General features: G+C 49.1%; 15 protein-coding genes. 10 read left to right on the forward strand and 5 right to left on the reverse strand.

The window, feature by feature from the left end; genetic code table 11:
- Window positions 1-24: 24 nt before the first annotated feature.
- Window positions 25-498 carry a hypothetical protein gene (locus GOM71_RS00590; protein WP_156277310.1) on the reverse strand — a complete coding sequence of 158 codons (474 nt, stop codon included), beginning with the start codon at window positions 496-498 and terminating at the stop codon, window positions 25-27.
- A 254-nt stretch (window positions 499-752) separates the two neighbouring features.
- Here GOM71_RS00590 and GOM71_RS00595 point away from each other — a divergent pair, with 254 nt between their 5' ends.
- Window positions 753-1,058, forward strand: a complete 306-nt coding sequence (locus GOM71_RS00595; RefSeq protein ID WP_156277312.1) for a YunC family protein — start codon at window positions 753-755, stop codon at window positions 1,056-1,058.
- 75 nt (window positions 1,059-1,133) lie between these two features.
- On the opposite strand, the gene mtnA is transcribed toward GOM71_RS00595, so the two are convergent.
- Both mtnA and mtnK read right to left on the reverse strand, forming a co-directional pair.
- On the reverse strand, window positions 1,134-2,189 hold the full coding sequence (mtnA, locus tag GOM71_RS00600) for an S-methyl-5-thioribose-1-phosphate isomerase (protein ID WP_156277314.1): 1,056 nt from the start codon (window positions 2,187-2,189) through the stop codon (window positions 1,134-1,136).
- A gap of 55 nt (window positions 2,190-2,244) precedes the next feature.
- Entirely contained in the window at window positions 2,245-3,459 is a 1,215-nt protein-coding gene (mtnK, locus tag GOM71_RS00605; protein WP_156277316.1) for an S-methyl-5-thioribose kinase, read from the reverse strand.
- A 144-nt stretch (window positions 3,460-3,603) separates the two neighbouring features.
- Here mtnK and GOM71_RS00610 point away from each other — a divergent pair, with 144 nt between their 5' ends.
- The 8 genes from GOM71_RS00610 to GOM71_RS24030 all read left to right on the forward strand — a co-directional run bounded on the left by GOM71_RS00610 (window position 3,604) and on the right by GOM71_RS24030 (window position 10,736).
- Entirely contained in the window at window positions 3,604-4,203 is a 600-nt protein-coding gene (locus GOM71_RS00610) for a DUF1802 family protein (protein ID WP_156277318.1), read from the forward strand.
- Window positions 4,204-4,484: 281 nt separating this feature from the next.
- Entirely contained in the window at window positions 4,485-5,264 is a 780-nt protein-coding gene (gene sufC, locus GOM71_RS00615) for a Fe-S cluster assembly ATPase SufC (protein ID WP_156277320.1), read from the forward strand.
- Window positions 5,265-5,285: 21 nt separating this feature from the next.
- Window positions 5,286-6,593: a Fe-S cluster assembly protein SufD gene (gene sufD, locus GOM71_RS00620; RefSeq protein WP_156277322.1), complete on the forward strand. Its 1,308-nt coding sequence runs from the start codon at window positions 5,286-5,288 to the stop codon at window positions 6,591-6,593.
- Window positions 6,590-7,816, forward strand: coding sequence for a cysteine desulfurase (locus GOM71_RS00625; RefSeq protein WP_156277324.1), 1,227 nt, complete (start codon window positions 6,590-6,592; stop codon window positions 7,814-7,816). The genes sufD and GOM71_RS00625 overlap by 4 nt, the downstream gene beginning before the upstream one ends.
- On the forward strand, window positions 7,803-8,225 hold the full coding sequence (gene sufU / locus GOM71_RS00630) for a Fe-S cluster assembly sulfur transfer protein SufU (protein WP_156277326.1): 423 nt from the start codon (window positions 7,803-7,805) through the stop codon (window positions 8,223-8,225). Before GOM71_RS00625 ends, sufU begins: the two co-directional genes overlap by 14 nt.
- A gap of 39 nt (window positions 8,226-8,264) precedes the next feature.
- Complete coding sequence (gene sufB / locus GOM71_RS00635) at window positions 8,265-9,662, forward strand: Fe-S cluster assembly protein SufB (protein ID WP_156277328.1); 1,398 nt, start codon at window positions 8,265-8,267, stop codon at window positions 9,660-9,662.
- Window positions 9,663-9,884: 222 nt separating this feature from the next.
- Window positions 9,885-10,037 carry a hypothetical protein gene (locus GOM71_RS23660; RefSeq protein WP_173275021.1) on the forward strand — a complete coding sequence of 51 codons (153 nt, stop codon included), beginning with the start codon at window positions 9,885-9,887 and terminating at the stop codon, window positions 10,035-10,037.
- Between the two features lie 519 nt (window positions 10,038-10,556).
- A complete protein-coding gene (locus tag GOM71_RS24030; RefSeq protein WP_216651684.1) occupies window positions 10,557-10,736 on the forward strand; it encodes a hypothetical protein in 180 nt (59 codons plus the stop codon).
- A 13-nt stretch (window positions 10,737-10,749) separates the two neighbouring features.
- Here GOM71_RS24030 and GOM71_RS00640 read toward each other — a convergent pair whose 3' ends face one another.
- Both GOM71_RS00640 and GOM71_RS00645 read right to left on the reverse strand, forming a co-directional pair.
- Window positions 10,750-11,808: an HD-GYP domain-containing protein gene (locus tag GOM71_RS00640; protein ID WP_156277330.1), complete on the reverse strand. Its 1,059-nt coding sequence runs from the start codon at window positions 11,806-11,808 to the stop codon at window positions 10,750-10,752.
- 158 nt (window positions 11,809-11,966) lie between these two features.
- On the reverse strand, window positions 11,967-12,701 hold the full coding sequence (locus tag GOM71_RS00645; RefSeq protein ID WP_156277332.1) for a molybdenum cofactor biosynthesis protein: 735 nt from the start codon (window positions 12,699-12,701) through the stop codon (window positions 11,967-11,969).
- 133 nt (window positions 12,702-12,834) lie between these two features.
- Here GOM71_RS00645 and moaA point away from each other — a divergent pair, with 133 nt between their 5' ends.
- A complete protein-coding gene (moaA, locus tag GOM71_RS00650) occupies window positions 12,835-13,836 on the forward strand; it encodes a GTP 3',8-cyclase MoaA (RefSeq protein ID WP_156277334.1) in 1,002 nt (333 codons plus the stop codon).
- Window positions 13,837-13,838: the final 2 nt, after the last annotated feature.

The raw sequence follows: 13,838 nt of genomic DNA on the forward strand, positions 1-13,838 counted from the left end.
GATAGTTGCCGACGTGCCAGCCAGCTATTCTTGAAAATCTTCAATCTCGTTGAGGCGAAACGTATATACTTGCTTCTCGTCGACATGATAGACGGTAACGACATTCGTATCCTCATCGAAGTTAATAATTCTGCAAGGTATGCTCAGCTTGACGCCAAACCCTTTGTTGACAATCAATCGAATAAGCTTATTGCTCTTCATATAGATGCGAATGGATTCGAATCCGTTCTCCGTTTGCTGCTGCGCAGCTTTTTGTACCGGTTTTGCCGTTTCTTGCTTCGTATGTACAGGGATTGCCGTATGACTGTCGGCCTCCAGCTTGCGTTGATCGATAATGCTGCCTAACTGTATGCCGCTTAGAATACGATAGTCGGCTAGGTTTAATTGATTAAGCGCATGCACAATTTGCTCAAGAGCGTCCCCGTTGTCAGTTCCTTCAACTAGCATTTCCACTTGGAACAGATAAGATTTAGATGAAGCGGATTTAGTGGGATTCATAGTTCCTCCGGACTAGATGGAATGATAATATTAATATAACATTTTTGGACAAAATCATATAGAACAAAATTAACAATAATTTAGTAAAATCTGTCCAGCCTAACCAACTATATTATTCGCAAGCCATTCATTTTTTGAGTCTTTATAATCATAAAATATTAGGTAAATGTCGAACCCTGGCGCTCATCCCCTGCATATAATGATCGTGCATTTGAAATGAAGCACGGAAGCTGGCCAAAGGGGGTGGAACTACGATGATGAGAATGGTTCCGATTACGCTCGATAACGGGGCGACGGCAATCGGGGTGGAAGTAAAGCTTCCGAAAACGACGCTTTTGTCTATCTCGACGGATACCGGTTACATTATGTGCGGCGCCCTTGATGTGGGGCTTCTAAACGATCGGTTGAAAGACCGGGGCATCATTGCAGGCAGGGCGGTTGGCGTAAAGACGCTGGAAGAGCTTCTTGCGGCGCCTCTTGAGTCCGTAACGACTAATGCCGAGGCTATGGGAATTGTTGCCGGTATGAAAGGATCGGATGCGCTTTTGCTGATGTCCTGAATCAAAGCGCATGGCGAATAGAGAAAAAAGAGCCTGCCTATTGGGATGCCGGCAGGCTCTTTTTGCGTTCGGGCATTATTGCTCGAACAGTTTTTTGAGGTTCACGTCGTAAGGGGCTTTAATAATCCCTTTCTCCGTAATGATCGCAGTAACAAGATCGTTTGGCGTTACGTCGAACGCCGGATTAAACACTTTAATGCCTTGCGGCGCAGTACGCTTGCCAAAGCCTTCCGTTATTTCTTCGGCGTTGCGTTCTTCAATCGGAATTTCAGCGCCAGTCGGCGTTAGAAGATCAATTGTAGACATCGGGCAAGCGACATAGAACGGAATGCCGTGAGCTTTGGCCAATACGGCAACGCTGTACGTGCCGATTTTGTTGGCAACGTCGCCGTTTGCGGCAACGCGGTCTGTGCCGACGATAACCGCATCCACCCAGCCTTTGCTCATAACCATGCCGGCCATGTTATCGCAAATTAGCGTTACGTCAACGCCAGCCTGCTGAAGCTCGAAAGCGGTCAGCCTGGCGCCCTGCAGCACCGGACGAGTTTCGTCCGCGAATACGCGCAGCGTAATTCCCTGCTCCTGTGCTAAGTAGAATGGCGCGAGCGCAGTACCGTATTTGGCCGTTGCCAATCCGCCTGCATTGCAATGCGTAAGAACGCCCATATTTTCTTCAAAGAGCGACAGCGCATGTTCGCCGATAAGACGGTTTGTTTCCTCGTCCTCGCTTTGGATCGCGATCGCTTCGTCAAGCAGCGCTTGCTTAGCGGCTTCAACCGAAAGGCCGCTTTCCGCCAGCGCAGCAGCGCGAGCTTTCATCCGGTCCAGCGCCCAGAACAGATTGACGGCGGTCGGGCGGGACGTCGCCAAATATTCGGCTTGTTTGCGAACTTGTTCAATCCAGCCCTCGATCGTTTCCTCGGCGCGGCTGCCAAGCACAACGCCGTAAGCAGCGGATATGCCGATAGCCGGAGCTCCGCGCACCTTCAAATGGCGAATCGCTTCCCACACATCCTCTGAGGTAGTCAGCGGTAAATATACGATTTCTTCGGGGAGCAGCCGTTGGTCCAGCAAATCAAGCTTGTCGCCGGCCCAGATGACCGATTGCAGCCCTGCATAGCTAGTTGTCATTATGCAAATTCCTTTCTATCGTAACCATAGCGGCATTTATTTCATGCCTCATTTGTTAGTGCTTCGCTGTTGCTGAAATGACGATATCAATGGCCTGTTCGATCGAAGTCGCTTGGCGATTCGATTTAATAAGTGAAGTGCCGATTTCCAGCGCAAGCCGCTGTGCGCGTTCGCGAGCCGTATCGTCCGGAATACGGTCGATATCAGCGACATGCGCGAGACCGACAATGCGGCGTACGATCTTGGTGCCGGCAAAGCCGATTGTGTCTTGAAGCAGGCGGTTCATGTACAAATCTTGATAACCGGCCGTCGAATTGGCGATACGGTCAACGCCGTGTTCGTTCCAAAGCGTACGGAATTTGGCTTCGAATTTGGTCCAAATGTCGCGGACCGAATCGATCAAATAAGTACGGTAGCTTTGAAGCTCCGTTTTGTCGGAGATCCAGTGGCCTTGCCCCGCATAGTTGAGCAGCAGGTTGGCAATAACCGCGCCAATATCGAAGCCGATCGGACCATAGTATGCGAATTCGGGGTCGATGACTTTGGTCGAGTCCGCCTTAACGAACACGCTGCCCGTATGAAGGTCGCCGTGCAGCAGCGCTTGCGCGCCAGTCAGAAACTTCTCGCGCAGCAGCGCGACTTCCAAATGAAGCGCCTGATCTTCGCGCAATGCCGCCGCCGCGTCCTCAATAGCCGGCTCATAATTGTTGTTGTTCGATACCGTGTAAGGGTCGTCGAATATAAGGTCTTCCGTTATTTTGCACAAATCCGGATTAATGAACTCTTTCACGCGCAATTTTTTATCCTGCTGATTCAAGCCCAGATCGGATGTGAAGAACAGGGTGCGCGCAATAAACGTCGAGATGTCCTCTGCAAATTTCGGATAGCGCACGCCGTTGATCAATCCTTGGCGCATAATAATATGATCGCTTAAATCTTCCATAATCGTAAGCGCCAGATCAGCGTCATAACGATAAACAACAGGCGCCAGTCCAGGCGCGAGCTTGTTCTGAAGAATTAACGCTTCGCTTTCAATCCGCGCGCGGTCGAGCGAGAGCGGCCAGGATTCGCCTACGACTTTGGCGTAAGGCAGCGCTTGTTTCAGAATTAAGCTTTTGCCGCTGTCGGCATCTGTAATATGAAAGACAAGGTTAAGATTGCCGTCGCCGATTTCACGGGATTTCAATTGCGCGCCCGCTGGAAATATGCCTTCGACGGAACGGGCAATTTCAATCGCTTCTTGCTCGGTTAAAGGATGATAAGCAGACATGGTTGTCCACCTCCAAATATATTTAGGTCGTAATGCCAAGTATTCTACTCCGCTTAGTATACCCGATTATTTTTCGCCTTGGAATACCTACAAATGATATAATGGATTACCGTAAAGGACAAGTTTGGATTGGGGGGGATTGAAATGGCTGCAACTTATCCGATTGCTTTAAAAGAATGGGCCGTAACAGTCAAGGCGCTTCAGCAAGGCAAGCTGATTCTTGTCATGCGCAAGGGCGGCATCGTGGAGGAAACGCGGGATTTTCAGCTGGTAAGTCCGGGGTTTTATCTGATGCCGGCATATGAGCATCAAAAGGAGCATTTGCTGAAAGAGCAGCATCAAGGACATATTCAGTCGACGCTGGCGCAATTGTCGGAGCATCCGGACACGATGCGGATCGAAGCGTACGCGGAAGCGGTAGAGGATATAGAGATTACCGACCAGGAAACGCTGAACAAGCTGCTCGATTTTCATATTTGGACAGACAACTTCGCTGAAGAGCGTTTGAAGTGGAAGCGGACCAAGCCGCTGCATCTGCTGCTGCTTCGCGTTTATGAGCTTGAAGAGGCGATCGAATTGCCGATGATGCCGGCTTATACCGGATGCAAATCTTGGGTGCAACTGGAAGAAGGGTTTACGCAATTACATAGTGCCCAGGTTCCGCTTCCCGAGATGAAGCAAGTTATTCCGGAGAGTGAATTGCAAGAGCAAATCGAGAGGATAAAAAAGACAATTTTAGGCTAATTCGACAAGAGGGAGACATATTTTTTAACCCGAAAGGCATCTCGCATTGCTTTATAACAAAACTTATAATAAAATAATTATTGAGAATCAATGAGAATCACTCTACAATGCTTCGACAGTTTTATCGCTAGTTTTAGTGACCAAGCGAAAACGGCTAAGGCTGCTCATTGGCGGCATCAGCAATCGTTCAGCGAGGGAAATATAAGCGAATTTATAAGACCGTTGTTGATATATAGAGTGGCACGAGCCGACTATACCAACCATGGAGGGATAAGCATATTATGGCAACAAAATTTGTCATCGACGGCCTGAAGGCCGAGATCGAAGGAAAAGAAATTTTAAAAGGAATCAACCTTGAAATTAAAGGCGGAGAGATCCACGCGATTATGGGTCCAAACGGTACGGGTAAAAGTACGCTTGCATCCGCGCTGATGGGTCATCCGAAATATGAAGTAACGGAAGGCACTGCTGAATTGAACGGCGAAGACTTGCTCGAAATGGGCGTTGACGAGCGCGCTCGCGCAGGCCTGTTCCTGGCTATGCAATATCCAAGCGAAATTCCAGGCGTTACAAACTCCGACTTCCTGCGCAGCGCAATTAACGCTCGCCGCGAAGAAGGCAACGAAATCTCCCTGATCAAATTCATCCGCCAAATGGAAGGCAAAATGAAAGATTTGGAGATGAACCCAGAATTCGCTCATCGTTACCTGAACGAAGGCTTCTCGGGCGGCGAGAAAAAACGGAATGAAATTTTGCAAATGACGATGCTGGATCCGAAAATCGTCGTACTCGACGAGATTGACTCCGGTCTGGACATCGACGCTCTCAAAATCGTTTCGAACGGCGTTAACGCAATGCGTTCGGAAGATCGCGGATTCCTGATCATCACTCATTACCAGCGCTTGCTGAACTATATTACACCTGACTTCGTACACGTTATGATGCAAGGCCGTATCGTGAAATCGGGCGGTCCTGAGCTTGCAGAGCGTTTGGAAAACGAAGGTTACGACTGGGTTAAAGAAGAACTGGGCATCGTAGACGAAACGATTGGCCAGGCCTAAGCGGAGAAGGAGGCATAACGGATGAGTACACAATTATCGACTCCGACTGACCGTCAATCCGCAGAAGCGTTGGCTCGCAGCAAAGGCGAACCGCAATGGCTCGTGGACCTGCGCGGCGAAGCTGCAGAGCTTGCCGGAACGCTGGAATGGCCAAAGCCGGAAAAAATCCGCATCGACCGTTGGAATTTGACGGCTGTCGGACAATATGAACAAGCACAACCAGCAGCATCGCTCAGCGAGCTACCTGCTTTCGTAACGGAGCTTGCGGCAGAAGGCGCTGAAAGCCTGATTGTACAGCAAAATTCCAGCACTGCTTGGAAACAGCTGTCGGCCGAGCTGTCGGCAAAAGGCGTTATTTTCACCGATCTGGAGACAGCATGCAAAGAGCATGGCGAACTCGTGCAGCAATATTTGTTCAAAGCGATCGACAAAGGCGACAACAAGCTGACTGCGCTTCACGCAGCGCTTTGGAACGGCGGCGTATTCGTATACGTGCCGCGCGACGTTGAGGTTGAATTGCCGCTTCAAGCGATTTTGTTCAACAACAAATCGGAAGCTGCATTCGCTCCGCACATTGTAATCGTAGCGGACACGAACAGTAAAGTAACTTATGTTGATTATGTGGTAACTGAACAAGGAACGGCTTCCGAGCCTTTCGTTCACCACTCGATCGTAGAAGTGTTCGTAAAAGCGGGCGCGCATGTACGCTTCGGCTCGATTCACAGCTTGGGCGAGAACGGGGTAGATCTTTCGCTCCGCCGTGCCGTGATCGAGAACGACGGCAATATGGAATGGGTAATCGGCGATCTGAACGACGGCGCAACGCTGTCGGATACGACTTCCCAGCTGAAAGGCAACGGCTCGAACTCGGATGCGAAAGTAATCAGCATCGGACAAAACGAGCAAAAAATGAGCTTGACGACGCAAGCCGTTCACTTCGGACGCAGCTCGGAGAGCAACATGGTTACTCGCGCAGTGATGAAAGACAACGCTACGGCGATCATCAACGGCATCACGAAAATCGAGAAGGGCGCTACGAAAGCAAACGGCGTGCAAACGGAGAAAGTGCTTATGCTTAGCCCGAAAGCGCGCGGCGACGCCAATCCGATTCTTCTGATCGACGAGGACGACGTTAAAGCGGGTCACGCAGCGAGCGTTGGCCAAGTAAACGCAGAACAGGTTTATTACTTGATGTCGCGCGGCATTAGCAAGCAAGACGCTGAACGATTGATCATTTACGGATTTTTGGCGCCTGTCGTATCGGAAATTCCGATTGACTCGGTACGCGAGCAGCTTCAGCGTTTGCTCGAAAGGAAGCTGGAAGGATGAATATAGAGGCGGTACGGGAGCATTTCCCGATACTGCATCAGGAGATAAACGGGCATCCGCTCGTTTATCTGGACAGCGCGGCGTCTTCTCAGAAGCCGCGTTCCGTCATTGATGCGGTTAGTCGTTATTATGAGCTGAATCATTCGAACGTGCATCGCGGCGTTCATACGCTCGGTTCACGGGCGACGGACGCCTATGAAGGCGCACGGGAAAAGGTAGCGAAGTTTTTGAATGCGGCAGCGCCGGAGGAAATCATCTTCACGCGCGGCACGACGACTGCGCTGAACCTGGTTGCTTCCAGTTATGCCCGCACAGTCTGCAAGGAAGGCGACGAAATCGTCATCACGCCAATGGAGCATCATGCAAATTTGATTCCTTGGCAGCAGGCTGCCAAAGCGACTGGCGCTGCGCTTAAATATATTCCTCTGCAGCCGAACGGAACGATTTCGTTGGAGGATGTAGAAGCGACGATTACGCCAAACACGAAAGTCGTTGCTGTAACTTACGTATCCAATGTGCTTGGCGTCGTTAATCCGATCAAGGAAATTACGGCAATTGCTCATCGCAATGGCGCTGTTATGGTCGTTGACGGAGCGCAAAGCACACCGCATAAAAAGGTTGACGTACAAGACATCGATTGCGATTTTTACGCGCTATCGGGGCACAAGATGTGCGGTCCTACCGGGATTGGCGCCTTGTACGGCAAGAAATCGCTGCTTAACAACATGGAGCCGATCGAATTCGGCGGCGAAATGATTGATACGGTCGACTTATACGAGTCGACATGGAAAGACGTGCCTTACCGTTTTGAGGGCGGCACGCCAATTATTGCGGGCGCAGTTGGACTCGCGGCAGCGATCGATTTTCTTGAGCAAATCGGAATGGATGAGATCGACAAGCATGAGAAGCAGCTAGCTGCATATGCTTATGACAAATTGTCTTCGATTGACGGCGTGGCCATTTATGGTCCGAAAGCGAATCGCGTCGGCCTTATTACGTTCAATCTGGACGACATTCATCCGCATGACGTGTCGACCGTGCTCGACGCCGAAGGCATCGCCATTCGCGCCGGCCATCATTGCTGCCAGCCGCTGATGCGCTGGCTGAATGTTTCGGCTACGGCTAGAGCAAGCTTTTATTTATACAATACGGAGGAGGAAATCGACCGCTTGGCGGCCGGCCTTCTCAAAACAAAGGAGTACTTCGGCTATGCAATTGGATGATCTATACCGCAGAGTGATCATGGACCATTACAAAAATCCACGAAACCGCGGGACGCTTGATGCCGAAGCCGTAACGATCAATTTAAACAATCCGACGTGCGGCGACCGGATCTCGCTTCAGCTGCAAGTGGAAGAGGGAAAAGTTGTCGATGCCAGATTTAGCGGAGAAGGCTGCTCCATCAGCCTTAGCTCCGCTTCGATGATGACGGAAGCTGTAAAAGGCAGATCGTTCGAGGAAGCTATCAGCCTTGCCGAACGATTCTCGGGGCTGATGAAAGGCGAGCCCGTCGAATTCGAGGAGAACGAAGATATCGAGGCATTGTCGGGAGTCAATAAATTTCCTGCGAGAATCAAATGCGCGACGCTGGCTTGGAACGCTTTGCGCAAAGGAATCGAGCAGCAGCAATAGAATGAAACGGTTCTGATTAAGAAAAGGGGAGTGAATGCAATGGCTAAACAAATGCCTGAAATGGAAGAGTATAAGTACGGTTTCCGCGACGAGCATAAAGCAGTATTCCAATCCGGTAAAGGATTGACCGAAGAAGTTGTGCGTACGATTTCAGAGATGAAAGGCGAGCCGCAATGGATGCTCGAATTCCGTCTGAAATCGCTCGAGCAATTCAACAAAATGCCGATGCCTAAATGGGGCGGCGACCTGGATGAGCTTGATTTCAACGATATCCAATACTATGTAAAGCCTTCCGAGAAGCAAGGCAAAACATGGGAAGAAGTACCGCAAGAAATTAAAGAAACGTTTGACAAGCTGGGCATTCCGGAAGCGGAGCAAAAGTTCCTTGCCGGCGTATCGGCTCAATACGAGTCCGAGGTCGTTTACCACAGCATGCAAGAGGATCTGGAGAAGCAGGGCGTTATTTTTACCGATATGGATACCGCTCTTCGCGAGCATCCGGAACTCGTTAAAGAATATTTCAGCACGATCATTCCGCGTACCGACAATAAATTCGCGGCTTTGAACAGTGCGGTATGGTCGGGCGGCAGCTTTATTTATGTTCCAAAAGGCGTAAAATGCGAAATTCCGCTGCAAGCGTACTTCCGCATCAACTCCGAGAACATGGGCCAGTTCGAGCGTACGCTCATCATTGCTGACGAGGACAGCTTCGTACATTACGTAGAAGGCTGTACTGCTCCTGTATACAGCACGAACTCGCTGCATAGCGCGGTCGTTGAAATTCTCGTTAAGAAAAACGCTCGCTGCCGTTATACGACAATCCAAAACTGGGCGCCAAACATCTACAACCTCGTTACAAAACGCGCGGTTGCAGAAGAGAACGCGACGATGGAATGGGTTGACGGCAACATCGGTTCCAAACTGACGATGAAATACCCGGCAGTCGTTCTGAAAGGCCGCGGCGCAAAAGGCATGGTATTGTCCATTGCTGTTGCGGGCAAAGGCCAGCATCAGGACGCAGGAGCGAAAATGCTCCACCTGGCGCCTGACACGACTTCCACAATCGTATCGAAATCGATCAGTAAGCATGGCGGCAAAGTAACGTACCGCGGTCTTGCATCGTTCGGACGCAACTCCGCCGGTTCGAAGTCGAACATCAAATGTGATACGCTCATTCTCGATAACCAATCGACGTCCGATACGATCCCGTACAACGAGATCATGAACGACGACATTACGCTTGAGCACGAAGCAACCGTATCGAAAGTGTCCGAGGATCAGCTGTTCTACCTGATGAGCCGCGGCCTTAGCGAAGCGGAAGCGACGCAAATGATCGTAATGGGCTTCATCGAGCCATTCACGAAAGAACTTCCGATGGAATACGCCGTAGAGATGAACCGTCTCATCAAGTTTGAGATGGAAGGCTCGATCGGTTAAACGAATAAGTAAAAAGAGCTGCTGAAAAGCGGCTCTTTTTTTATTTGACTGATTACTCGGCATGATATATGGTTGCTTGCTGGCTGTATGAATATTTGACGTGGTGACGGCTGTAGCCCCAATAACTCGAACCTGCACGTAGCCGCGGATAATGCAGAATAGGATGGATATTGAGTAATAGTCATTGAAGTACATTGCAATTTAGCCGGAGATAGAGTGCGTGTGGGTGAATGGATGGATGTTTGGTTGGCTAGATGGTTTGACGGATGGTTGATTGGTTGGCTAGATGGTTTAACGGATGGTTGGATTAACGAAGCAGGTTCGCTGATTAGCGAAACATACTTCGTTAATGCCAGCAGGAAATTGCTCAGATAAGGCTAGTGCGAAGCTGGATTCGCTAATAGCGAAGGCTCGTTCTCGAATAGCGAACTTTACTTCGTTGGGGCTTCAATCCGGTTGAAAATAGGCTCGATTAGCGAAAATAGCTTCGCTATAAAGCGAACCGGCTTCGCTAATGGCCGTAAGGAGTATTAAATTTAGTTGGCAGTCGCGCCGTGCATTCAAATTGCGAGTGTACAAATACAATCGTTTAAATGCGACTACATAGCGCGCAAATGCCGACAGTGTATTCGGATTAACGAAGCAGGTTCGCTGATTAGCGAAATAAACTTCGTTAATGGCAGCAGGAAATTGCTCAGATAAGGCTAGAGTGAAGCTGGATTCGCTAATAGCGAAGGCTCGTTCTCGAATAGCGAATTTTGCCTCGTTCGGGGGTACATGCGGTTGGAAATAGGCTCGATTAGCGAAAATAGCTTCGTAAATTAGCGAAAGTGCTTCGTTAATGTCGCGGAACATATAGGTTTTGAGCAATTAGCGAAATGACGAAAGGACGAAATGACGAAAAGAGGAAAAGACGAAATGACGAAAATACGAAATGACGAAAGGACGAAAAGACGAAAAGACGAAATGACAAAAAGACAAAAAGACAAAAAGACGAAAAGACAAGAAGACGAAAAGACAAGAATAAGGCAGATTTATAAGTGGAATACACCGCTTATAAATCTGCCTGAGTAAATTAATGTTGATATTAAATCAATACTTCTTTAATCTCGTAATCGCGCTCAATCGTCATGTCAATGAACCTGTCGCCGATTTGAATGAGCGGGCGGAAAAATTCGGTAGGATGAGTCATAATAATGACACCCGTTTCTCCAGATTCCAACAGTGCTTTTTTGCCGATGAAATTAGGAATCATATGCTTGATAAATGTATGTGTCGTATGTGCGTCCAGCTCGGAGAAGCTCAACTTGAACAGCTCTTTCAGCACGAACAGCAAATCCCGTTTCTTCCGGTAGACGCGCTCGGAAATCATGGCGCTGTAAATGTCGACGACCGCAATAATTTTTGAAACCGGATGAATGCTGTCTCCAGTGAGACCGTACGGATAACCGCTGCCGTCGTTGCGCTCGTGATGCTGCAGCGCACTTACCGCCAAGTAGGGCTCGTCGGAAAAAGATTGTTCAATTATCTCATGCCCGTACTGGGCATGCTTTTTAACTTCATCAAATTCTTCTGTCGTCAGCTTCGCCGGCTTGTTCAAAATCGTATCCGATATGCGGCTTTTGCCAATATCGTGCAGAAACCCTGCTTTGCCGATTTGAAGTGATTCTTCATTGGTATAATCGAGCCATGTTGCAAGGTAATAAGACAACATGCCTACTTGTACGGAGTGTTGATAAGTATAGTCGTCCGTTGTATTTAGGAGCAAAAGCATCGAGACGACGTCGCGCTCCAATTGGAAATTTTTAATTAAAGGCAGGAAAGCATTCTGGACTTCTTCGTCATTGATAACGCCTTCATTTGTAGCTTTGCGGAATAAATCTTGGAAGCCCTTCACAGCATTCTTGTAGTCAGGCTGGACCGAAGGAAGCCATTTCGGGCTGACGATTGATTCCAGCGAGCGATCTGGGAATGGCTCTGTGTGGCGTTCTTGCACATCAACATAATCAATGTGATGCTGAAGTAATTTGGAAATATCTGGATTATGCAGAACGGTTCCTTTGGAAAGCACATGCAGCCCGTAAGAATTGAAGGTATCTTTAATTAAAAGGTCGCCTTCTAGTAAATCTGTAACATGAACCCTCATCACTGCACCCCAATTTGAGTAATTATTCATCTCTTATAGTAGCAACGAATGATAGGATTGGCAATAAGTGAGAGGTAAAATAATGACTTTATTACTACTATTTTCGACGGGAATAAATGAAGTTTGTCGAACGGTGTCATTTTATTAAAATACTCCAATTAAAATCCTTCTAAAGGAGTGTTCGGCTTCCAAGGACCTAGCTGATGTCCCTTCCATTCCGAGCCGTCTTCCCATATTTCTTTTTTCCAGATCGGGACGATTTGTTTTAATCGTTCGATAGCATAGCGGCTTGCTTCGTAGCAGCTTTCGCGATGCGGCGATGAAACGGCAATGACGACGCTGGTCTCGGCAATGCCCACGGCGCCTATGCGATGCGTAATCGCGCATAACGTGCCCGGCCAGCGCTCAGCCAGCTCTTCCCCGATGCTCGCCATCATTTTTACAGCCATTGGCTCATAAGCCTCGTACTCGAGTCTTACTGTGCGTTTGCCATGCGTCCATTCTCTTGTCGTGCCGACAAAGGCAAGGGCGGCGCCGTGATCGGCTGTAATGACTTTGGCAAGCACTTCATTGCTGTCGATGGCTTGATCCGTAATAACATAAGGATTACTGCTGCGATTCGGCTCGCTGTCAGCAGGCTCGCCTCCCGATACTGGCGGAAGAAGGGCAAGCTCGTCTGATGCTCGAACAATCGAATCGTCAGAAGCATAGGTTTGATTGCATGCGACAAATGAAATGAGAAGCAAATCGGCATGCTCTTTATATTGATCGGCAAGCAGCTGCTTGAGCTGTGCGGCAGTCATTTGTTGTTCTTCGGCAGCGAAGCTGATCCGGCTGGCCCCGAAACGTTCCGGAAGTCCTGCAAATAATTGGATTGTCCAGTTGAATTCCATGTTAATTAACCTCACAAGCAATAGGATAGTATGGTTATAAGCATATCATAATAGGCTGAAAAATGTTATGCTAAAGACAGAAGAGGTGTGAATTTGAGCGGAGCTCAAATTCCTGAAGTAAGGAGTGGACGGCATGTTACAATTAATGGACCGATTTGGACGCATTCATGATTATTTGCGAATTTCTGTAACGGATAGATGCAATTTGCGGTGCCTTTATTGCATGCCGGAGGAAGGAATGGAATTCGCTCCTTCAGAGCAATTGCTAAGCTATGATGATATTGTGGAAGTGGTGGAGACCGCTGCGTCGTTAGGGGTAACGAAACTGCGCATTACCGGCGGGGAACCGCTCGTTCGCCCGGGTCTGGACGGGCTCATTCGCAGACTGTCTGCAATACCCGGCATTAAAGATATTGCGCTGACGACAAACGGCATTCTGCTTGGCAAACAGGCTGCGGCGCTTAAAGCAGCCGGCTTGAACCGCGTTAATATAAGCTTGGATACGCTTGACCCGGCGAGATTCCGATTTATCGCCCGCAGAGGCGAGCTGAAGAAGGTAATGGAAGGGATTGAGGCGGCTGCGGCTGCAGGGCTTGGTCCAATCAAACTGAACTGCGTATTGCTGAAAGGCATTAATGAGGATGAAATCGCACAATTTTTAAAGCTGGCTTACGAGCATCAGATGCATGTTCGTTTTATCGAATATATGCCGATTGGTCATGCCGACGACAATTGGCGGTCTCATTATTTGCCGTTGTCCCGCGTGCTAGAGGTGGCTGAAGCGGAAGGCTATCGCATCTCGCGCCGCACGAATGTTCAAGGGAACGGTCCCTCGGACGATTGGGAAATGGAAGGCGGAGTCGGCTCTTTCGGCCTTATTCATCCGATCAGCGATCATTTTTGCAAAAGCTGCAACAGGCTGCGCTTGACTGCTGACGGATCGATCAAGCCATGCTTGTATTGGGTGGATGAATTGAATGTAAAGGATGCGCTCGGCAACCGATCTGCGATGGAGCAGCTGCTGTACCGGGCAATGGACGTGAAGCCGGAAAATCATGAAATGGCCGAGAAGCTGGCAAATGAAGCGCAATCGCACATGCCAACCGATCGGAGAATGTCGCAAATTGGAGGGTAAGC

The organism is Paenibacillus sp. NEAU-GSW1, from assembly GCF_009737085.1.
Taxonomy (GTDB): domain Bacteria; phylum Bacillota; class Bacilli; order Paenibacillales; family Paenibacillaceae; genus Pristimantibacillus.